Annotated in this window: 19 protein-coding genes, 1 other RNA gene and 1 other annotated feature; of the genes, 5 read left to right on the forward strand and 15 right to left on the reverse strand. The window is 39.4% G+C overall.

What is annotated here, in order from left to right; all coding sequences use genetic code 11:
• Positions 1-105 precede the first annotated feature (105 nt).
• Positions 106-609, forward strand: a complete 504-nt coding sequence (locus BMSHG_RS11670; protein ID WP_026073430.1) for a hypothetical protein — start codon at positions 106-108, stop codon at positions 607-609.
• Positions 610-660: 51 nt separating this feature from the next.
• On the opposite strand, the gene BMSHG_RS11675 is transcribed toward BMSHG_RS11670, so the two are convergent.
• Positions 661-1,428, reverse strand: coding sequence for a tRNA threonylcarbamoyladenosine dehydratase (locus BMSHG_RS11675; RefSeq protein WP_019154636.1), 768 nt, complete (start codon positions 1,426-1,428; stop codon positions 661-663).
• 45 nt (positions 1,429-1,473) lie between these two features.
• Positions 1,474-1,713: a hypothetical protein gene (locus tag BMSHG_RS11680; RefSeq protein ID WP_019154637.1), complete on the reverse strand. Its 240-nt coding sequence runs from the start codon at positions 1,711-1,713 to the stop codon at positions 1,474-1,476.
• A gap of 97 nt (positions 1,714-1,810) precedes the next feature.
• Between BMSHG_RS11680 and BMSHG_RS11685 the strand changes: the two genes are divergently transcribed.
• A complete protein-coding gene (locus tag BMSHG_RS11685; RefSeq protein ID WP_026073431.1) occupies positions 1,811-3,025 on the forward strand; it encodes a dicarboxylate/amino acid:cation symporter in 1,215 nt (404 codons plus the stop codon).
• A 434-nt stretch (positions 3,026-3,459) separates the two neighbouring features.
• Here the strand turns inward: BMSHG_RS11685 and ssrS are convergent.
• The 4 genes from ssrS to BMSHG_RS28605 all read right to left on the reverse strand — a co-directional run bounded on the left by ssrS (position 3,460) and on the right by BMSHG_RS28605 (position 7,303).
• Positions 3,460-3,645, reverse strand: a non-coding RNA gene (gene ssrS / locus BMSHG_RS27560) — 6S RNA.
• Between the two features lie 68 nt (positions 3,646-3,713).
• On the reverse strand, positions 3,714-5,480 hold the full coding sequence (gene aspS / locus BMSHG_RS11695) for an aspartate--tRNA ligase (RefSeq protein WP_019154640.1): 1,767 nt from the start codon (positions 5,478-5,480) through the stop codon (positions 3,714-3,716).
• A gap of 13 nt (positions 5,481-5,493) precedes the next feature.
• Positions 5,494-6,765, reverse strand: a complete 1,272-nt coding sequence (gene hisS / locus BMSHG_RS11700; protein WP_019154641.1) for a histidine--tRNA ligase — start codon at positions 6,763-6,765, stop codon at positions 5,494-5,496.
• A 63-nt stretch (positions 6,766-6,828) separates the two neighbouring features.
• Positions 6,829-7,068, reverse strand: a binding site (T-box leader).
• A gap of 58 nt (positions 7,069-7,126) precedes the next feature.
• Positions 7,127-7,303 (reverse strand): hypothetical protein, encoded by a 177-nt coding sequence (locus tag BMSHG_RS28605; protein ID WP_019154642.1) that lies wholly within the window; start codon positions 7,301-7,303, stop codon positions 7,127-7,129.
• 165 nt (positions 7,304-7,468) lie between these two features.
• Here BMSHG_RS28605 and BMSHG_RS11710 point away from each other — a divergent pair, with 165 nt between their 5' ends.
• Positions 7,469-9,202 carry an SH3 domain-containing protein gene (locus tag BMSHG_RS11710; protein WP_019154643.1) on the forward strand — a complete coding sequence of 578 codons (1,734 nt, stop codon included), beginning with the start codon at positions 7,469-7,471 and terminating at the stop codon, positions 9,200-9,202.
• Positions 9,203-9,243: 41 nt separating this feature from the next.
• On the opposite strand, the gene dtd is transcribed toward BMSHG_RS11710, so the two are convergent.
• The 7 genes from dtd to BMSHG_RS11745 form a co-directional block, all read right to left on the reverse strand.
• Complete coding sequence (gene dtd / locus BMSHG_RS11715) at positions 9,244-9,684, reverse strand: D-aminoacyl-tRNA deacylase (RefSeq protein ID WP_019154644.1); 441 nt, start codon at positions 9,682-9,684, stop codon at positions 9,244-9,246.
• A 109-nt stretch (positions 9,685-9,793) separates the two neighbouring features.
• Entirely contained in the window at positions 9,794-11,989 is a 2,196-nt protein-coding gene (locus tag BMSHG_RS11720) for a RelA/SpoT family protein (RefSeq protein WP_019154645.1), read from the reverse strand.
• A 214-nt stretch (positions 11,990-12,203) separates the two neighbouring features.
• On the reverse strand, positions 12,204-12,716 hold the full coding sequence (locus BMSHG_RS11725) for an adenine phosphoribosyltransferase (protein WP_019154646.1): 513 nt from the start codon (positions 12,714-12,716) through the stop codon (positions 12,204-12,206).
• A complete protein-coding gene (recJ, locus tag BMSHG_RS11730; RefSeq protein WP_019154647.1) occupies positions 12,707-15,064 on the reverse strand; it encodes a single-stranded-DNA-specific exonuclease RecJ in 2,358 nt (785 codons plus the stop codon). Before recJ ends, BMSHG_RS11725 begins: the two co-directional genes overlap by 10 nt.
• Before the next feature lie 171 nt (positions 15,065-15,235).
• Complete coding sequence (locus BMSHG_RS11735; protein ID WP_019154648.1) at positions 15,236-16,129, reverse strand: cation diffusion facilitator family transporter; 894 nt, start codon at positions 16,127-16,129, stop codon at positions 15,236-15,238.
• 164 nt (positions 16,130-16,293) lie between these two features.
• A complete protein-coding gene (gene secDF / locus BMSHG_RS11740) occupies positions 16,294-18,561 on the reverse strand; it encodes a protein translocase subunit SecDF (protein WP_019154649.1) in 2,268 nt (755 codons plus the stop codon).
• A gap of 138 nt (positions 18,562-18,699) precedes the next feature.
• A complete protein-coding gene (locus tag BMSHG_RS11745) occupies positions 18,700-18,996 on the reverse strand; it encodes a post-transcriptional regulator (RefSeq protein WP_019154650.1) in 297 nt (98 codons plus the stop codon).
• Positions 18,997-19,179: 183 nt separating this feature from the next.
• On the opposite strand from BMSHG_RS11745, the gene spoVB reads away from it, so the two are divergent.
• Positions 19,180-20,739, forward strand: coding sequence for a stage V sporulation protein B (spoVB, locus tag BMSHG_RS11750; protein WP_019154651.1), 1,560 nt, complete (start codon positions 19,180-19,182; stop codon positions 20,737-20,739).
• Positions 20,740-20,931: 192 nt separating this feature from the next.
• Here spoVB and BMSHG_RS11755 read toward each other — a convergent pair whose 3' ends face one another.
• On the reverse strand, positions 20,932-21,567 hold the full coding sequence (locus tag BMSHG_RS11755; RefSeq protein WP_019154652.1) for a DUF421 domain-containing protein: 636 nt from the start codon (positions 21,565-21,567) through the stop codon (positions 20,932-20,934).
• A gap of 296 nt (positions 21,568-21,863) precedes the next feature.
• Here BMSHG_RS11755 and BMSHG_RS27565 point away from each other — a divergent pair, with 296 nt between their 5' ends.
• Positions 21,864-22,232, forward strand: coding sequence for a TIGR04086 family membrane protein (locus tag BMSHG_RS27565; protein WP_316245668.1), 369 nt, complete (start codon positions 21,864-21,866; stop codon positions 22,230-22,232).
• 98 nt (positions 22,233-22,330) lie between these two features.
• Here BMSHG_RS27565 and yajC read toward each other — a convergent pair whose 3' ends face one another.
• On the reverse strand, positions 22,331-22,615 hold the full coding sequence (gene yajC / locus BMSHG_RS11765) for a preprotein translocase subunit YajC (protein ID WP_019154654.1): 285 nt from the start codon (positions 22,613-22,615) through the stop codon (positions 22,331-22,333).
• Positions 22,616-22,639 lie beyond the last annotated feature (24 nt).

Genomic DNA, 22,639 nt, shown 5'->3' on the forward strand with positions numbered 1-22,639 from the left:
AAAAATATTCAATTATTTTCCATGGTTAGGAAATTAGCGCACTCTACATAATTCGATCTCTTTCGGTGACGATAAGAATAATACATTTAGTCAGGATGTGATGACATGAAAAACAGAAGGGATAAGTGGACAGACAAAGAAAATCATTTACTAAAAAGAATTGTGCTCGAACACATGCAAACAGGGGCCACAAAAACAGCTGCTTATAAAAAAGCCGCTGCTCTCTTAGGCAGAACACCGTCTGCTTGTGGTCACCGCTGGAACCATGTTTTAAGTAAAGAAGAAAAAACAGCTGCAGCCACACCCACAATACAACTACAACTTCCTGCCCCTAACGAACATACAACTCTGGAAGCAGAGGCCTTAACGTTAAATACGGTTATTCAATTTTTACAATCATTAACGAGTGGAGAGCAATACGAAGATTTAGCAGAACAAAACAAAAAGCTGAAAGAAGAATATGAAGAGCTTAGAAAACAGTCCTCTTCCCTCGAAAAATCGTATCATCAAAAGAAAGAACAGCATCAAGTACTTGTGCAGAAATACGAAACGATCGCCAATATTCTCACTGAAACAGAATCCCTTCTAGGTGAGCATCTTGCCCATTAACAGGCTGAGATTGAAAACAGGACACCAAAAAAGTAGGCCAGAAAATCTGACCTACTTTTCATCTTTGACACGTTGGATTTTAATATCTTTCAATAATTCTCTCACCACATAGCTTGCCATGATAAGACCAGCTACCGACGGTACGAAGGCGTTTGAAGCTGGAGGCATTTTCGCCTTTCGAATCGGTGCATCTTCCTTACCGACAACTTTTCTTACATCCTCGCGAATGACGACAGGACTTTCGTCTGAAAAGACAACCGGAATTCCTTTTCTAATTCCTTCTTTTCTTAATCTCGTACGAATCACTTTCGCAATCGGATCTGTATGAGTTTTGGAAATATCAGCGATTTGAAAACGAGTTGGGTCCATTTTGTTTGCTGCACCCATACTTGAAATAATCGGGATATTTCTTTTTAGGCATTCCTTCATAAGATGGATTTTGTAGACAATTGTATCGGAAGCATCAACTACAAAATCAAGCCCATATTCAAAGATTTGCTCATAGGTTTCTTCAGTATAGAACATTTTTAACGCAATCACTTCACATTCAGGATTAATATCCTGAATTCTTTCCTTCATTAAGTCAGCTTTCGGTCTCCCAACTGTGGAAAGCAGGGCAATAATTTGTCTATTTACATTCGTAATATCGACATCATCTTTATCAATCAAAATCAGTCGTCCAACTCCTGAACGAGCTAACGCCTCTGCCGCAAAGGAACCTACTCCACCGATCCCCAGTACTGCGACTGTACTATTTTTCATTATTTCTAGCCCTTCAGTTCCAATGGCTAGTTCATTTCGAGAAAACTGATGCAACATGTATTAACCACTCCAAATTCAGTTTAAAACCGTTTGGTTCTATTTTTACCCGTAAAAAATATACCATACTTTACTCCATTTATCATCTTGAGATTGAACAAGCTCTAAATTAAGGCTGGCTAAAAAAGGCTCTTTCGCAAACATTGCTGCTTTTGGATCGGAATAATGACTACTTTTTGCAATTCCTTTTACAAAATGATCATGAGGAAGCGAAAAGTACTGGCATGATATATCAGAAAAAGTGGCTTCTGGGTTTTGAAAACAACAATATTTATGCAAACGCAACGTTTTAAAAAACTTCCTATAAAAATATGGTACGATAGAGAAATCAATAAAAATGCCTTTAAAGAAAGTTATGGAGGAGAAAATGATGAAAGCAACTTTGAAAAATTACCGCTTCCCTCTTATATTACTAACCTCAGTAATAATCGGAAGCATTTTAGGAATAAATATGGGCGCAAGGGCAGAAGTGCTCAAGCCATTAGGAGATATTTTTCTAAATTTGATGTTTACCCTTGTAGTACCTTTAGTCTTTTTTGCCACGACATCGGCTATTGCAAATATGGGGAGTGGACAAAGATTTAAAAAGGTCATGTCCTCTACCTTTATCGTTTTTTTAGGGACAGGCCTCATTGCTGCTTTCGTGATGGTAGCAGCTGTGAAAATATTCCCTGGTGCTACGGAAATGAATATTGAATTAACCAAACCTGAATCTATCGAATCGATCTCCGCTGGAGAGCAACTTGTTGGGATTTTTACAACCGATAGCTTTATTGATTTATTTAGTAGAGAGCATATGCTAGCCCTTATCTTCTTCTCATTACTACTTGGTTTTGCAATAACGACTGTGGGTGAAAAGGCGAAACCACTAGCGAATTTTATGAATGCTGGTACGCTTGTCTTAACAAAAATGGTGAATCTGGTCATGTACTACGCACCCATTGGATTAGGAGCCTATTTTGCTTATTTAGTAGGATCGTTTGGAACAGATTTACTCGAAACCTATATGAAGACAGCCATTTTGTATTTTGTCGTCGCAGCGATATTTTTTGTCGTCGCCTATACGAGTTATGCTTTTGCTTCAGGTGGAAAAAAAGGCATCCAATTATTTTGGGGGAATATGCTCTCTCCAACTGTTACTTCTTTAGCCACATGTAGCAGCATGGCATCTCTTCCTGTCAATCTTGAAGCGACAGAGAAGATGAAAATCCCAAAAGATATACGAGAAACCGTTATTCCTCTTGGAGCCTCCATGCATAAAGATGGTTCTGTCTTAGGGGTGATTGTAAAAATCGCTGTCTTATTCAGTGTCTTTAATATGGATTTCTCTGGATTCGGAACAATTGGGCTTGCGATGCTAATTGCAGTCCTTGGCGGAACGGTCATGGGAGCGATCCCAAGCGGTGGAATGATTGCTGAAATGTTAATTATTAGTTTATATGGTTTTCCCATGGAAGCACTACCGATCATTGCCGCTATCAGTACGATCATCGATGCACCAGCAACTGCCTTAAACGTGACAGGGGATAATGCTTCAGCCATGTTAGTTGCCAGAAGGGTCGAAGGGAAGGATTGGATGGAAAAGACGTTTACGTGAAAAAAGGTTCAACTAAAGTTGGACCTTTTTTATTTATTTGATCACATTAGAAAAAGGTTAACTGCATGACCTAGCTCAAATAGAAGTGGCCTTTTGTTGAGACTGTCGACTTTCATAATCTCCTCTTCACAAAATAAGAGGAATTTTTCCTGTTAAATATTTGGGTTGTGCCCTTTTAGGGGATATAACGGAAGATTTTCCGTTTATGGAGGGCAAAATCGTTTATTTTGGCATTTTTTGAGGGAATAGCAGGAATTTCTCCTGTTATTTTGGCTCTTTTTCATGATGCTTGCTCATTAAGCGGAATTTTTCCTGTTATTTTTTCATACCGAAATTCCTGCCGTTTATTCGAACATAAAATCGAGGGAATTGATAAATTTCTCATAAACAAAAAAATCCATGCTAGTCGCATGAACGTTTTATAAAAGTATGTAAAGAGTCCCAATCGTGCCGTCGTACGTTTATCCTTCGTTTTGAACCCGCACTCAGCAGGTGGGTGTTCTGTTCCGAGTGGTTGTAAGTCCTATTGACTAGGCATTTACTTCACCAGGAAACGCAAACTCCCGAAGGTAGTATGTTAGGTCAAAACATAGGGTTTACCACAAACACATCAGGACTCTTTATTTGTCTTTATCATAGCATAGTTACGTCTTTCTTTCAAGAAAGCCCGCTATGCAGTTATTACCAATTACTTCTCTTTTAAAGCTAAATGCAATTCAGTTAGCTGCGCTGCACTAACCTCGCCTGGTGCTTCTGTTAACAAGCAACTTGCACTTGCCGTCTTCGGAAAGGCAATCGTATCACGAAGATTTGTACGACCAGCAAGTAGCATCACTAAGCGATCCAATCCTAGAGCAATGCCACCATGTGGTGGTGTACCGTATTCGAACGCTTCAAGTAGGAAACCAAATTGTTCTCTTGCTTCTGCTTCAGAAAAACCGAGAATCGAGAACATTTTTTCTTGAACGTCCTTTTCGAAAATACGGAGAGATCCTCCACCTAACTCATAGCCATTCAACACTAAGTCGTATGCTTGAGCACGAACTGCACCTGGATCCGTATCCAATAATGCTAAGTCTTCACGAACAGGCATGGTAAATGGATGATGGGCTGCAAAATAGCGTCCAGCCTCTTCGTCATATTCCAATAGTGGCCAGTCCGTCACCCATAAGAATTGAAACTTACTTTGGTCGATTAAATCCAACTCTTTTCCAAGCTTAAGACGAAGTGCACCTAATGCATCAGCCACGACGTTTTTCTTATCAGCGACAAATAACAATAGGTCGCCCGCCTCCACTTCTAATGCTGAATAAATGCCAGCAGCCTCTTCCTCTGAAATAAATTTTGAAATGGGACCCTTTAAGCCCTCTTCCTCTGCTTTTAACCATGCGAGGCCCTTTGCTCCATAAACAGCGACAAATTCCGTTAATGCGTCAATATCTTTTCTTGAATAATTGGCAGCTGCACCTTTTACATTAATGGCCTTCACTTGTCCACCTGAAGAAACAGCACCTGCAAATACTTTGAAGCTAGAATCCTTGACGATTTCAGATAAATCAACGAGTTCAAGTCCAAAACGAGTATCTGGCTTATCTGAACCGTAGCGAGCCATAGCTTCATCATAAGGCATCCGAGCGAATGGAATCGAAATATCTAATCCTTTTACTTCTTTCATCATCTTCTTCATCATGACTTCCATCATAGCTATAATGTCATCTTGACTTAAGAAGCTTGTTTCGATATCAATTTGTGTAAACTCTGGCTGACGATCTGCACGTAAGTCCTCATCACGGAAACAGCGGGCAATTTGATAATAACGTTCAATTCCACCAACCATTAGCAACTGTTTAAAAAGCTGTGGTGATTGAGGTAATGCATAGAATTCTCCAGGATGAACACGGCTCGGTACTAAGTAATCACGCGCTCCTTCCGGTGTACTTTTCGTTAAAATAGGAGTTTCGATATCTAAAAACCCTTCACTATCTAAAAAGTCCCGCACGACTTTTGTTACTTGATGACGCATTTTAAAAGTCTCAAACATGACGGGGCGTCTTAAATCTAAATAACGGTATTTTAAACGGATATCCTCAGACACATCTGACTTATGATCAATCGTAAAAGGAGGAGTTTTCGCTTCATTAATGATCGTGACTTCCTGTGCTTTAACCTCGATTTTTCCAGTCTTTACATTTTCATTTACGGTGCCCTCTTCACGGGCTACCACTGTTCCTTTAATATCGAGAACATATTCATTTCTAATTTTCTCCGCAACGGCTAACGCTTCCTTTGATTCTTCAGGGTTAAAAACGACCTGGATAATGCCTGTACGATCACGTAGATCAATAAAAATAAGACCACCGAGGTCACGGCGCTTTTGCACCCACCCTTTTAAGACTATCTGTTCTCCAATCGCTTGCTCTGGTACTTCTCCACAAAAATATGTTCTCCCGTACACTAAAAATTCCTCCTTATTCAACTGAAGCCTTGAATTGTTGTACAAATTCGTCTAACGGATATTCTCTTTGTTCTCCTGTAGCCTGAGATTTCACATTGATTTTATTTTCATTCAGCTCATTTTCTCCTAGTATCGCTACATATTTTGCTTTTAAGCGATCAGCAGCTTTGAACTGCGCCTTCATTTTTCGATTTAAATAATCACGCTCTGCTGAAAGTCCAGCGTTTCGAAGCTGATATAAAAGTCCAACAGTATAATCTTGAGCTGCTTCCCCAAGTCCTGCTAAATAAATATCAATGCCTTCACTTAGAGGCAGTTCGACGTTTTCTGCTTCCAGTGCAGCGATGAATCGTTCGATGCTTAGACCAAAACCAATACCTGGTGTTTCAGGTCCACCTACTTCTTCTACTAACCCGTTGTAGCGACCTCCACCACATAGAGTCGTAATCGCACCAAAGCCTTCTGCATCACTCATAATTTCAAAAGCAGTATGGTTATAATAATCCAATCCTCTAACCAAGTTTGAGTCTACTTCAAATGGGATATCAAGCGCTTTTAAATATTGTTGAACCTTCTCAAAGTAAGCGCGAGAATCATCATTTAAAAATTCTAGAATCGATGGAGCCGTTGCCATCAGTTCGTGATTTCGATCCTTTTTGCAATCTAGAATTCTTAATGGATTTTTCTCAAGACGACTCTGACAATCAGAGCAAAATTCTCCGATTCTAGGTTGGAAGTGATTGATAAGCGCCTCACGGTGAGCATTGCGACTCTCTTTGTCCCCAAGACTATTGATGCTAATCTTCAGTTTTTTCAAGCCCATTTCTTGATATAAGCTATAAGCTAATGAAATAACTTCCGCATCGATTGCAGGATCCGCACTCCCTAAAGCCTCAACTCCAAACTGAACGAATTGACGGAAGCGTCCTGCTTGAGGTCTTTCATAGCGAAACATTGGTCCCATATAATAGAGCTTAACCGGTTGGTTCGCATATCCAAACATTTTATGCTCTACAAATGAACGCACAACCCCAGCTGTACCTTCTGGGCGAAGGGTTATGCTTCTACCGCCTCTATCTGTAAACTCATACATTTCCTTTTGAACAATATCTGTTGTATCGCCGACACTTCTTGTAAATAGTTCTGTATGTTCGAAAATAGGTGTGCGAATTTCCTTATATTGAAATTTTCCACAAAGCTCACGTGCTTTTTTTTCAATCAATTGCCATTTCTCTATTTGTCCAGGTAAAATATCCTGCGTTCCCCTTGGGATATGAATAGACATGCAAAAATCCTCCTCTAATATCCGATAAAAATATAAAAAACTCCCGTCTCTTGTATAAAATATACAAGGGACGAGAGTTATAATCCCGTGGTGCCACCCTAATTGAAGACGTAATATTACGCCATTCCACTTTGACAGTTAACGCCTGTTCACGTTCTTCCCCTACTAAAGAAAAATTCTTTTTCAGAGCGAAGCCTACGGAGTGTTCATTCATTAAGTCATTATGTAGAAATGCTTTCAGCCTACGACATTTCCTCTCTAACCAAATGGTTCTTAATTACTATTCTCCATCAACGGTTATCATGTTCTCATACTTTATTTATATAATAATACGGAGCATGCCTACAATTGTCAAGACTAATCACGAACGTTCTAATTGTTTCTTTAATTTTCGCACATCTTTCATTGTTAAGCCGAATTCAGATGCTAGCTCCACCATACTTGAATTCTGTTCCTTCTGTAGAAAATCATGGAAATCAATCCCAAACAATTGATTTTCTCCTTGTTGAATTGCCATCCCTTTATCGCTAAATCTCATCTGAATCACCCTTCTCCTTTATGATCTCTTCTTATTGTTTCCAGGAAGGGAGAAAAAATATCCTTCACCAAAAAAAAAGGAAAATAAATGAATGCACAGTGCTTAACAAGTTAAGCTTGATCCCTTAAAATAGAAGAGATGGTTTTTTTCGAAGGGAGGCAGAGAATGCACATAAAAAAATATATACCACTTTTACTTAGTCTTATTCTTCTGTTATCACTTATTCATCCACCACTAAAATCTGCCGCAGCAGGCACGATACAAGTCAGTGGGGCAAATGTCAATGTTCGTGAAGGTCCCGGCCTTAGCTACAATGTCGTAAAAAAAGTGAACAAAGGGGACACTTTTTCCTTTATTAAAGAAGAAGGCGATTGGGTTCAAATTGATATTGGCTCAGGCAAAAAAGCTTGGATTGCGAATTGGCTAATCACCAAAAAAGAAAGTACAACTAGTGTTGCCAGCAGCACAAAGGGAACTGTAACAGCCAATAGTGTCCGAATCAGAACAGGCCCTGGGACAAGCCACTCCGTACTTGGTTCGTTAAATAAGAGCGATACAGTCGATATTCTTAAAACCGAGGGCAATTGGGTTCAAGTGAATACTCGACTAGGTAAGGGATGGATTTCAAAAGATTATGTACAAACAACTAAAGGGGCTACATCTGGAGGAAATATAGGAACAATTCATGCAAGTTCACTTAATGTTCGTTCCACACCATCAACACAAGGAAACGTCCTTGGTAGTCTCAAAAAAGGGGAAAAAATCACCATTCTAGCTCAACAGAATGGTTGGCTTCAAATTACATACAAAAACCAACAAGGGTGGATTAGTGGTGACTATGTGAAGGTGGAGTCGTCATCAAGTACACCATCATCAACACCGAACCAATCGGATTCGAATGCAACTGGCATTATCGGTACTGTTACCGCCACTTCTTTAAATGTAAGAAATTCCGGTTCCTTAAATGGACAAGTAATCGATCATGTATCGAAAGGAGATTCTTTTCAGATTCTAGAAGAAGTAAACAGCTGGGTGAAGATTCAGCTTAAATCTGGCAAATTCGGCTGGATTGCTGGGTGGTATTTACAAAAATCAATGTCGTCTGAATCCACTGGGGCAAATGGCTCTCCGAAAAATAGTACCGTGACGATTGATCAGAATGGTACAAATATTCGTTCTGGTCCAGATTTAAATTCAAAGGTTATCGCAAGAGCAAATGCTGGAGACAAATTTTCCATTGTGAAGGTCCATAAAGATTGGTATGAAATTAAACTATCAAATGGAAAAAGTGGATATGTGGCCGGATGGATCGTCACCGTTAGTAGCGGAGTCCCTCAAGTCGAAAAACTCGGCTCTAGTTCGGACATAAAAAACAAAAAGATTATGATTGATCCTGGTCATGGTGGTCGTGATAACGGAGCTACTGGGGCGAAGGGAACGCTAGAAAAGAACTTAACCTTAAAAACTGCCCAGCTCTTATCAGCGAAACTGAAAGCTAGGGGAGCAAAAGTGTTATTGACGCGAAATAATGACCAATATCTTTCACTAGGCTCAAGAGTGAGTATGGCTCATTATCAAAATGTCGATGCCTTTATTAGCCTTCATTATGATAGTATTGATAACCATACAGTAAGAGGGATGACAAGCTATTACTATCATTCCAATCAAAAGTCTCTCGCCTCTAACATCCATACTGCTGCTATTAAGCAGACAAAGATAAAGGATCGGGGCGTGCGCCAAGGGAACTATCATGTCATTCGAGAAAATAGGCAACCTGCCGTTTTACTGGAGTTAGGATACTTAAGTAACCCAACTGAAGAATTGATGCTTAATACATCCCAATATCAAGAACAAGTCACCAACGGGATCGTTCAAGGGATTGTGACGTACTTCAAATAATTTCGAAAGACCTCAAAATAATTTTGAGGTCTTTTCTTTGTTTATTTACTTTCCAATATAAGTGTTACAGGGCCGTCATTTGTCAATTGGACATCCATCATCGCACCAAATTGACCAGTTTCAATGCGGATCCCCTGTTCTACTAATAAACGATTAAAATGCTCATATATCTTTTCCGCATGTTCAGGTCTAGCTGCTTCCATGAAGTTTGGTCTTCTCCCTTTGCGGCAATCTCCGTATAAGGTAAATTGGGAGACAGAGAGAATCTCTCCCCCTACATCAAGTAAAGACAAGTTCATTTTCATATTGTCATCTTCAAAGACGCGTAGATGAGTGATTTTTTCAGCGAGGTATTTCGCATCCTCTTCACTGTCATCATGGGTCACACCTACTAAGAGGACGAATCCCTTATTGATTTTACCAACAACATTCCCTGCAACCTTTACTTGAGCATCCTTACTTCTTTGCACGACGATTCTCAAACATATAACCTCCTCTAAAAAAAGAAAAGCTGTCATCGACACGACAGCATGGATTTTTCCTTAGGATTTGCAATAGCTTTATTCCATTCACACACGATTTTATCTGTACCTAGTTCATAATTCTTCTTACAGCATATATATCTGGTATTTGTTTAATGCGGTCGACAACCTTTTGTAAATGAGCTACATTGACAATCATAATCGTCATACTAATGGTTGCCATCTTATTGCGATCCGATTTGCCGGTAACAGCTGAGATATTTGTTTTCGTTTCACTGACTGCTTGTAACACTTCGTTCAGTAATCCTCTTCGATCGTAGCCGGTAATTTCAATATCGACATTATACTCTTTTCGGTCATTTAAGGCTGTCTCCCATTCCACTGGAATGAGGCGTGCTTTCGCATCGGCTGTATCGATATTGGTACAATCGGCACGGTGAACAGAAACGCCACGACCCTTTGTGATAAATCCGACGATATCATCTCCAGGTACAGGGCTGCAACATCTCGATAAGCGAATGAGAAGATTATCAATTCCCGTTACTCTAACACCGGACTCACGTTTTTTCTTTGTTGGGAATGATTTTAACTCATTAACTGCATTGGCAATCGTTGTCCCCTGTTCTAAATCGCGCTGTTTACGCCATTTCTCTGTTAAACGGTTTGCCACCTGAAGGGCGGTTATCCCATTGTATCCAACGGCAGCATACATATCATCTTCACTGAAGAAGTTGAATTTCTCAGCAACTCTTTTAATATTTTCAGGAGTTAAAATTTCTTTCAGCTCGAAATCCATATTGCGAATTTCTTTTTCAACAAGTTCTCGCCCTTTTTCCACATTCTCTTCTTTGCGTTGCTTCTTGAAAAATTGCCGGATTTTATTTTTCGCTTGTGACGTTTGCGCAAGCTTAATCCAATCCTGACTCGGGCCATAGGAATGCTTGGATGTAAGGATCTCGACAATATCCCCTGTTTTCAGTTCATAATCAAGGGTCACCATTTTCCCATTTACCTTTGCGCCAATTGTTTTATTGCCGATTTCAGAATGAATTCGATAGGCAAAATCAATGGGAACAGAGCCAGCTGGCAATTCAATGACATCCCCTTTTGGAGTAAAAATAAAGACCATGTCAGAAAATAAATCAATTTTTAATGACTCCATAAACTCCTCAGCATTGGTAGAGTCATCTTGAAATTCAAGAATTTCTCTAAACCATGTGAGCTTGTCGTCTATTGAGGAACTATCATCAACCGTTTTTCCTTCCTTATATGCCCAATGAGCCGCGATCCCGAACTCAGCAATACGATGCATGTCAAAGGTACGAATTTGAACCTCCAATGGGTCTCCCTTAGGTCCGATAACGGTTGTGTGCAGGGATTGGTACATATTTGCTTTAGGCATGGCAATATAGTCTTTGAATCGACCTGGCATAGGCTTCCAACATGTATGAATGATGCCAAGTACAGCGTAACAATCCTTAATACTATTAACCACAATGCGAACGGCAAGCAAGTCATAAATTTCGTTAAACTGTTTATTTTGCAAGGCCATTTTACGATAAATGCTATAAATATGCTTCGGTCTTCCGGAAATATCAGCCTTGATGGCAACCTCATCTAATGCTGTACGCATTTCTACAACAACATCATCTAAATATTGCTCACGTTCTGCCCGCTTTTTCTTCATTAAATTCACGATGCGATAATATTGTTGTGGATTTAAATAGCGAAGAGCCGTATCTTCGAGTTCCCATTTAATTTTAGAAATCCCTAGACGATGTGCTAAAGGAGCAAAGATCTCGAGCGTTTCATTAGAAATACGTCGCTGTTTTTCAGCTGTTAAATGCTTTAATGTGCGCATATTGTGAAGTCTATCTGCGAGCTTAATTAAAATGACACGAATATCTTGTGCCATGGCCACAAACATTTTACGATGATTTTCCGCCTGCTGTTCTTCATGAGATTTGTATTTAATTTTTCCCAACTTCGTTACGCCATCAACGAGCATTGCCACTTCATCATTAAAGGCTTCGCGGATGTCATCAAGGGTAATTTCTGTATCTTCTACAACATCGTGAAGAAATCCGGCTGCAACCGTATCTGGATCCATTTGCAGGTCTGCAAGTATGCCTGCCACTTGAATCGGATGGATCACATACGGTTCTCCCGACTTTCTGTATTGGTCACGATGAGCATGTCTAGCAAATTCATATGCTTTTTGAACAGTCTTGACATGTTCATCATTTAAATATTCCCTTGTTATCTCGATGACCTGTTCAGCTGTCAAAACTTGTTCATTGGCCATGTAATCACCTTATCTATCCTGAGGTATTTGTGTTCCATTCATTCTTGTCAAAAAAGTAAATAAAAAATAATATAATTGTTACTATTATCGAAAAAAAACAGCGATATGTAAAGAGATTGAGCATTCTTTTTTCGAGAAAAGTAAGAAATTTGTCGAATTGCACGAAATGGAACCGATACAAAAAGAAAAAAGAGCGCATTGAGCGCTCATAATATCAAAACTCCATTAATGTTAAAATATCATAGCCATCTAATTTACTTCTTCCTTCTAAGTACGTAAGTTCAATTAAAAAGGCAATTCCTGCAACCACTCCACCAAGCTCTTCCACTAATTTAATCGTCGCTTCAATGGTTCCGCCTGTTGCGAGAAGGTCATCGGTAATAAGAACACGTTGTCCTGGCTTAATCGCATCCTTGTGAATGGTTAACACATCTTTTCCATACTCTAAACCATAATCCACATCAATGGTTGCTCTTGGTAGCTTGCCTTTCTTACGAACAGGGGCAAAACCAATTCCTAAAGAGTAAGCAACTGGACAACCGATAATAAAGCCACGTGCTTCCGGTCCAACAATAATATCAATATCTTTCTCACGAGCATATTCTACAATTTGATCTGTTGCGTAATGATATGCTTCTCCATCATTCATCAAAGGAGTAATATCTTTAAATTTAATTCCTGGCTTTGGCCAATCCTCTACAATTGCAATATGCTTTCTTAAATCCATTCTTCAACTGCCTCCTCATTGGTAACCGACCCCGTTATCATTTCGTCAAACCATTTTTTTAATTGGTCAACGGATGAATAGAGTAACTCTCCTTCAAGAGCATAGTGTGCCTGCTTTTGCTGGTATGTGATCGATTCTGATAAATCTTTTTTATTTTTAACCTGATTTAAGGTAATAAATCCATTATCTTCTTTAATAAACTCTAACTCTAAAAAAACTTGTGACATGAAATCAATCGTCGCCCTCGTCCATCCACGGTGTTTGGCTAGGTCGTCTCCATACCTTTTCAAATCGAAAGGAGCCTTCTTCATGAGAAAACCATAGTACCATTTAAAATGTTCTCTTGTCGGCATGGTTGAGAAATAATCATTCTCTTCTCCGTAAAAATGAACATAGATTCTTGCAGGTTGCTTCCCCTGTAAAAGTGCGCTAAGAATGTCCTTTGATGGTGGCAAATCGGATAAAACCATACTCCTACCATCCATTTCCAACTGTTCTGCTTTCTCCAAGTCATCGAGCAGAACCAATTGATGATTTGCGTTGGCAAACTTGTTGACATATTTTTCATTAAATACAACCCAAATAGCATCAGAGACACTGTCTGCCAATTTCTCCACTCTTTTTAAGCCCCGATAATCGAATAGCTGCCACTCATGGACGGCTATATCTTGGAGAAAAATTTGTGGCTTGCGGATATTGTTCCATTCATTAATCGCTAATTCACCGATAACTGCTAAGCTAGCGGAAGGAGAAACCTCATCTACCAAACTACCCAAACCAAATCCAATTCCGTCTAAGGAACTTCCTTCATTCTCTAACACGAGTTTTAAATGAGTTTGGTCAGCCCCGATTTTTTTCATTTGAGCAATACGTGATTGCTTTATGAGTACTTTCGGCTTCGGGTTGCTCATCCCAAATGGGGCAAGCATTTGCATTTCTTCGAGCGCCTTTAAGTCGACATTCTTTAATTCTATTTCACTGTCAAGCTTTGTAACAGGAATAAAATCTTCTTCAGTCAGTATTTCATGTGCTAATTGATTCAAACGACTACGTAGCTCGTTAACATCTTCGATTTTCAAAGTCATCCCTGCCGCCATTGGGTGTCCACCAAAATGAGGTAAAAGATCTCGGCACGTAGATAAATTTTGGAATAAATCAAATCCAACGATGCTTCTGGCGGACCCTTTTGCAAGTCCTTTTTCTTCATCGATACTTAAGACAATTGCTGGACGATAAAAGCGATCGACGAGCTTTGAAGCGACAATTCCAATGACGCCGGCATTCCAGCCTGGTTTGCCGACTACAATAACAGAATGTTCCTCAATTGGATAGTTTTCTTCCACCTCTCGTATCGCATCTTCTGCCATTTCATTAACCAGGGCTTGTCTTTCTTTATTTAATGCATCAATTTCTTCAGCAATGGTCTCTGCTTCATATGGATCATCTGTTAATAAGAGATCCACAGCAATATCCGCGCTTTCTAATCTACCAGCTGCATTAATTCTCGGACCGAGAAGGAATCCAATCGTCTCCTCATTAATTGTAGACACATCAGCACCGGCCAATTTCAATAATGCTTTTAAACCATGATTTTCTGTTCTTTTTAGAGCCTGAATTCCTCTTTTGGCAATTAATCGATTTTCTCCAACGAGTGGAACTAAATCAGCGATCGTACCAATCGCAGCAAATTGTAACAAATGCTCAGGTACGTTTCCCAATAGAGCGTGAGACAATTTAAATGCTACTCCTACACCTGCTAAATCATGAAATGGATAAGGACTGTTTTCCAGCTTTGGATGGATGATAGCCAATGCTTCTGGAAGCTCTGGCCCTGGTTCATGATGATCGGTAATAATTAAATCCACACCGATTTCTTTTGCAATTTGGGCTTCATGAATAGCCGCAATCCCTGTATCTACTGTTATGATCAGACGAATTCCACTTTCAACAGCATGGCGAAATGCTTTTTCATTCGGTCCATACCCTTCAGTAAAACGATTCGGAATATAAAATTGTACATTCGCCCCTAATTGTTGAAGAGTCAGCATCATGACAGAAGTACTTGTCACACCATCTGCGTCATAATCTCCAAAAATGAGAATTGGTTCTTGATTTTCAATCGCTTTTTTTATGCGAGAAACAGCAATATCCATCCCAATTAATGTGAATGGATCATGGAACGCATGGTCTTTATCAAAAAGAAAAGATGAGGCAAGCTCTGGAGTCTCAAATCCCCGATTTACAAGTAACGATGCTACGAGCGGGGTAATGCTTAGTTCCTCTACAAGCCTTTTCTTATGTTCTTCATTGACTTGTTGGCAAATCCATCTAGTTTTCGGCTTTAACATACGTTCACCTCTCAACTTTTCTATTATACTAGAGGGTTATATGTGGTTCAAGCTAAGAGTGTATTCGTAAATATTGAAAAAATCATAAAAATGCACCCCAAAAGAAAAGTTTACTTCCTTCTTTTGAGGTGCAAAAACAGATTCGCTGCCTTTACGTATTGTTCGATTTGTTTATTTTGGATTGTACGGATTGATATGTACGAATACATTTTCTACATTCTTTTCCTGTAACAATTTTCTCTTAACAGTTTTTCCAACTTTATGACCTTGCTCAACTGTCATATGTGGATCAACGGATATTTTTATATCGATAATGACGTAATGGCCATGTTCACGAGCATGAAATTCGTCAATTTTCTTCACTTCAGGAACGGTTTCAACCACTTTTCTAAGCTCGATCGTATCCTCTTCACACATTACGCGATCAAGGGTATTTCCGATTGATTCCTTTCCAAGAACCCAAGCCATCCTAATGATCATTAGAGCCACTACAAGACCTGCGACTGGATCGGCATATTCGAGCCATCCTATTTGCAAATAGTCACCAAGTACCGCTGCGCCAATTCCCACAAGTGCAGCTAATGATGAATAGACATCAGAGCGATGCTCATAAGCATTAACTATAAGGGCATCACTATTTAGCTGCTTTCCTAATCGAAATTTATAACGAAACATGCACTCTTTTGTAATAATCGAAATCAATACTGCTGCAATCGCAATTGGTTTTGGAGCCTCAATTGGGTGAAAAAACGCATCAAATGAAGCCCTTCCGATTTCTAACCCCACTAGAAACAACAAAACAGCGACAATGATAGCGGCAATAGACTCTGCTTTTCCATGTCCGTACGGATGCTCCTCATCAGGTGGTTGCTTTGCTGCTCTTAATCCAATAAAAACAGCTAATGAGCCGGCCACATCTGATGCAGAATGAACAGCGTCTGCGATTAGCGCCTTACTATTGGCGTATACGCCAACACTCCATTTTAATGCTGCCAGCACAATATTACCAATTATCCCAATTATGGCTGCAAACTCCGCTTTCTTAAAGCGTTCGCTTTTTTCCAACTAACTCCCCCCTAAACGCAAAAAACAAACTCATCTGTAGAAGACAAACCTTTTAGCAGTGTATCCTAATCCAGGCAGTCTCATAAGGGTGGTTTCCATTTTTCCATCTACGATTCAAATTTGGCCATAAAAAGCCGCAGGAATTTCCTGCGGCTTTGGCTTCGTTACACTTGTGGCTCATCTGTTTTCTTTTTCTTTTCCTTATACGTAATCAAAGTACCTTTTGACTTTAATTCCTTCGCCTTCCACACATACCATAGTTGCGCTGCTAAGAACAACGAAGAATACGTTCCAGCAATTAAACCGATAAGTAATGCAAAGGAGAAGTTCGTAATCGATTCACTACCAAAAATAAGTAAAGCAATTACGGCAAGCACGGTGGAAATAATCGTATTTAATGATCTTCCTAATGTTTGTCGTAAGCTTACATTCACGATGTTAGCCAACTCATCCGCTGACTTGATTCGTCTCTTCTTCTTCATATTCTCACGGATTCGGTCGAACGTAACAATCGTATCATTGATCGAATATCCAACAATCGTCAATACGGCGGCAATAAAAGTTAAGTCTACTTCAAAACGTGTAATACTAAATATCGCAATGATAAAAAATGCATCATGTATCAATGCTAGTACCGCCGGGATCGCCATACGCATTTCAAATCGAATCGTGACATAAATGATAATTCCGATGGATGCGATTAGCACTGCAAGAGCAGCATTTTTGGCCAATTCTTTCCCAACAGTTGGCGATACAGTGCTTACGTTCGGTTCAGAACCATATTTTTCATTAAAATTCGTTTTTAAATCAGCAATCTCGTCTTGATTGAGTACATCCTCACCTTTAATACGGGCAACTCCAATATTTTGGGTATCCCCGGAAATGACGATATCATCAGTCTTAATGCCAACAGATTCGAGTTGCTCTTGGAATTCCATCTTCGTTAAGGAGTGCTCGGAAAGGACCTCAATTCTAGTCCCACTAGAGAAATCAATCCCTAAATTCAAACGGAAAATCAATACGCAAAGGATTCCTGCAGCAAGTAAAATTCCCGAGAAGGCAAAGAATTTTTTGCGATGTTTAACGAAATCCCACTTATCAAATTTCGTTGGAAGATCAATTGTATCGTAATTTTCGGCAATGTCTTTAATATCTGATTGCTTGACACCTAACCAACTAGGTTTTTTATTAAATAGGTTACTATTCACCCATAAGCTAAGTAATAATCTTGAACCATAAACAGCTGTGACGAAACTTACTAGTATGCTGACAATTAACATCGTCGCAAAGCCTTTTACTGAACTTGTCCCATATAGGAATAGAACGGTTGCTGCAAGTAGTGTGGTAATATTCGCATCGAAAATCGTCGATAAAGACCCACTCGTACCTGTTTTAAAGGCTGCTTTTAGATTGCGTCCAACCTTTAATTCCTCTTTAATACGCTCAAAGGTAATGATATTTGCATCAACTGCCATCCCCACCCCGAGAATAACGGCTGCAATACCAGGAAGAGTCAAGACAGCATTCATCCAATCAAAGACAACTAGAATTAAGTAAATGTAGACTGACAATGTAATCATTGCAATGAATCCAGGGAATCGATAGAAGGCAATCATGAAAATAAAAATTGCGATAACGCCAATGATCCCTGCCATTACTGTCTTGTCTAATGCGTCTGCCCCAAATTGTGCTCCTACTGAAGTAGAATACACTTCCTCTAGTTCAACTGGCAGAGCTCCTGCGTTTAAAAGATTCGCTAATGTACTGGCTTCTTCTATGGTAAAGTTCCCTGTAATCGAAACCGTATCTTGGTTAAAAACTTGCGACACTCTCGGTGCAGAAAGATACGCAGGCTCTTCTTTTACAGCCTCACCTCGGAAGGTATGCTCTCCTTCTTCAAAATCCAACCAAATAACTAGTAGATTATTCGGACTGCCCTTTTCAACAATCTGTTCCGTAACTTGCCTAAACTTATCAGCACTCTTTAATTTAAGCGAAACACTTGGTTGACCGTTTTCATCAAATGTTTGCTGTGCCCCGCCTTCAACTAAATCTCGCCCGTCCATCATTAACTGATCGTCTACATCTCGGAACGATAGATTCGCTTCTGTTGACAGCATTTCTCGTGCCTGGTTTTGATCGTGAACTCCAGCTAACTGGATACGGATACGATTTTCGCCTTCTACTTGAATACTTGGTTCGCTAACACCTAAAGCATTAATCCGTTTATTTAGTGCCTCAGATGTACTTGCCAAAGTGGCATCATCAATTTTCCCATCCTCTGTCTTAACCTCATAAAGGACTTCAAATCCACCTTGAAGATCTAAGCCAAGCTTAATATTTCCTAGAATATTTGTTGTCGTTGCTCCAATCATCCCACCTAATACGAGGACAATTAGGAAGAAAGCAACGATTCTACTACGTTTGACCATTATGTAGAAATCCTCCTTAAAAGAACGCACAAACCGTTTCTTTAGTGCTGTTAACCTATTATTTCATTGGTAAGAAAGTCAATATGATTATTATGAAACAGTTTAGAATAGGTGTCAATTTTGTATGTTAGAGTAGAATCATTTTAATAGTTCTTTTAGCTCTGCTTCGTCCTCAAGAGAAAAATCAAGAAGCTTCAGTGCTTCAACAGAGGCAAAACTCATATATTCACCAGGTTTTAATGAAAGAATATCTCCTACGATCTCATACAGCTTTACGTCTTCCTTCACTCGCTTCCATTTCTTACTCGTTAAAAAATCCCATAGCTGTTGCTCTCTAATCGTTCCATACCCTAGTAGATTTAATTCTTCCGCTTTACTTACGAGTGCGGGTTTCACTTCATTGCGGAAACGGTCGTATTCATGGACAGTGCTCATTTAGACTCCTCCTAGATAAATCTTCATATAGAAAACGAAACAACTTGTCATGCTTTGTCCACATTCATGCATATAGATAATTGTATATGATCTATGACTATTCTGAAAGCAACTTTCCATGAAAAACATTTTTAATTTCAACCATTGTCATATAGAACTTATATCCAGAAGGCAGGGAACAAGATGTCTAAGTTTCTCAAAGGAACGATTATATTATTAATAGCAGGGTTAGTGACAAGAGTCCTCGGATTTATCAATCGTATTGTGATTGCCAGGTTTATCGGAGAAGAGGGTGTCGGCCTCTACATGATGGCATTTCCTACACTCATGCTTGTTATTACCATTACACAGTTAGGACTTCCTGTTGCCATCTCAAAAAGTGTAGCCGAAGCTGAAGCAAAAGGAGATTTTAAGAAAATCAAGAAAATATTAGTCGTATCCCTCACGACTACGATCTCTTTATCATTATTGTTCACACCTGCCTTATTTTTCAGTGCTCCCTATTTATCTGACCTATTATTTACCGATAATCGCACGAAATTGCCATTACTTGCGATTACTCCGATCATTCCGATTGTTGCCATCTCTGCAGTCATAAGAGGATACTTCCAGGGAAGACAAAACATGAAACCTGCAGCGTATTCTCAAGTGATTGAACAAGTGATTAGAATCGCTCTCATCGCAGTCTTAACAAAAATGTTTTTACCGTATGGAATCGAATTCGCTGCTGCCGGAGCGATGCTGGCCGCCGTTATCGGAGAACTGATGTCATTACTTTATTTATTTACCACCTTCAAAATTAAAAAGAAATTTCCTGTCCGAAGGAATTTCTTCAAGCAAATACAAGCTGGAAAATCTACATTTAAAGAATTAATGGGTGTGGGACTACCTACTTTGGGAAGTAGACTAATCGGCAACTTTTCCTGGTTTCTTGAGCCAATTGTCGTCTCTTATAGTCTTGCTTTAGCGGGAGTCGGAACGGCCTTAGCAACGAAGCAATACGGTTCCCTGACTGGGTTTGCTATGCCACTGTTATTTCTACCATCATTTATCACATATTCTTTATCTACTTCACTAGTACCGGCTATTAGTGAAGCCAATTCAAAAAATGATAAAGGGCTCATTGAGTACCGGTTACAGCAAGCGTTACGCTTCGTTTTCTTAACAGGTGGACTGGCTATTGTCTTGTTATATGTTTTAGCAGATCCATTAATGGAATTTATGTATGGCTCAACATCTGGAGCCATTTTTATCAAAATAATGGCCCCTTTCTTTCTTTTCTATTATTACCAGGGACCACTTCAAGCAACATTGCAAGCATTAGACTTAGCACGGGCAGCAATGATTAATAGTATTATAGGGTCCGCTGTTAAGCTTGGTGTCATCTTGGCTCTTGCCAGCCAACCGAGCTTTGGTATTAACGGGGCGGCACTTGGAATCATTATCGGCATCGTATTAGTTACGTTTCTCCATTTTGCCACCGTTTTGAAACGAATTTCCTTTACTTTTTATATTCGCGATTATGTCTTGACTTTTATTGTGATGGGCCTCTCAGGCTGGCTCGGGTATTTTGTCTTTGAACAAATTTCAGGTGTGTCACTTGCCTTCCATATTATATTAGCTGCTGCCGTAATGAGCTTAAGCTATTGTATTCTTCTACTTTTATTTGGCTTAATTCGAAAAAGCGATTTACAAAGAGTTCCAAAGATCGGCGGATTTCTAGCATGGTTTGCTTTTAAATAATGACTTAAGTCCGAATGGAATGTGGATGTGGATTCGGACTCAATTGAGCTGGTATGCTTGTTATGCGTTCGAACAAATCGCTTATTCGGACTAGACCACTCTGGTTTCCCTACTGTGTGTAAAAGTAACATACCAATTCGGTCTTTCCTTTTTGTGTGTCCGAATAAAGAACAGGCTTATTCGGACACGCCTCTACTTCAAATCGATAAAAAATTCCCCGTTTTGATAGCTGCAAAAGGAGATATTCTTTACATCCCGATAGCCCCGTTTTTTCAGTTCTTGTCTGAGCCATAGCATAGTCTTGTCAATCCGGTCTAAATTATCCTCCTGTATCTCCCCATCGATGATCAGAGGAATCGTATAGCTCCCTTCATTTTGTTCTTTTTCAAAAACCGTTAGTTTTCCAGAGGTTTCAAGAATGGCAAATTCCACATCCGCGATATTTCGAACATTTTGTTCCCTTAATTGGAGCAAAAGGTCATCAAAATTATAACGTTGCTTTTTCATTTCTTTCTCGTCGATTTTCCCCTTATTGATGATCAATGTCGGTTTTCCTTCCACCACATCCCGAAAACTTTTGCTCTTTAGTGAAATGTAGGCAAAAACAATTTGAACAGTCATCAATAGCAACATTGGAATGACGACATGAAGGAGATTAGCTTGCGACTCATCAATTGCAGCAACCGCCAATTCGGCAATCATAATATATACAACTAAATCTAAAATACTTAATTCGCCAATCTCTCTCTTTCCCATCATGCGAAAAATCAGGATGATGAGGGCATAAAAAAATAACGTTCTAAGTGCAATCTGAAAAAGTTCAGCCACATTTCTTCCCCTTTCATGCGTTTCTTATCTGTTTCAACTCCTTCGTTATTATTCGCAATCCTTACGTAAATATGAAAAAGCAGAATTTCAATATAAAAAATAGACAGTTGAGCAAAATCGAAGAAAGATTTCGATTCTATTTTTTAACTCTTCTGAATATGCATGTACTAAGACAAGCAAAAGGCGTGTTCAGCCCTGCATTTTTGCGGGATTGAGCCATTTTCAACTGTACAAAAATACATGTATTCTCGTTATGGAGGGAGAGGGTCAAAATAGAAGAATCCAAAAACCATGGTATTGCTGTCTTATACGGCGTTATTGCCATCTTTTTACTGTTGATTATTTCAAGCTTTATATTCTCGATTATTCTCAGGTTTACAAGTACACAAGAGTCATCATTAGGGGTCATCACGACCATTATATCCTTCATCACCTTATTTGTAGGGGGATTTATCACGGGCAGAAAAGGAAAAGAGAAAGGCTGGCTAATCGGGACTCTAACTGGGGTTCTTTACACATTCATTATTTTCTTATTCCAATACTTAGGTTACGATAGTCTCTTTTCATTGGAGCAAATCATTTACCATGTATGCTATATCATCACTGCGATGATGGGTGGAATTTTAGGGGTTAATATGAGTACACCTAATACTCGTAATGCTTAATACTGCCTGAAAACAAGCAATTTTTAATATCGCTTATCACTATAAACTATAAAAGCGCCGTTCTTCTAGAGAACGACGCTTTCTTTTCGTGAATTGAATTAGCTCTTAGCTAGTAAGTCACTTGATGATTCAGTTACTTCACGTACCGCCGCGCGGTCGTATGTAAGACGACTTCCATCACCACATTTGATCACAATCTTACCTTCATCAATCGCATCAACGATACCATGTAGTCCGCCAATCGTTACAATCTTGTCACCTTTTTTGAGATCATTTTGCATTTGCGTAACTGCTTTTTGACGCTTTTGTTGCGGGCGAATTAATAAAAAGTAGAAAATCGCAAACATTAATATCAGTGGGGCAATTGTACCTAACATTTCCATTTGTCCAACCTCCTTTCAAGCCAT

The sequence above is a fragment of the Robertmurraya massiliosenegalensis JC6 genome, from assembly GCF_000311725.1.
GTDB classification, from domain to species: domain Bacteria; phylum Bacillota; class Bacilli; order Bacillales; family Cytobacillaceae; genus Robertmurraya; species Robertmurraya massiliosenegalensis.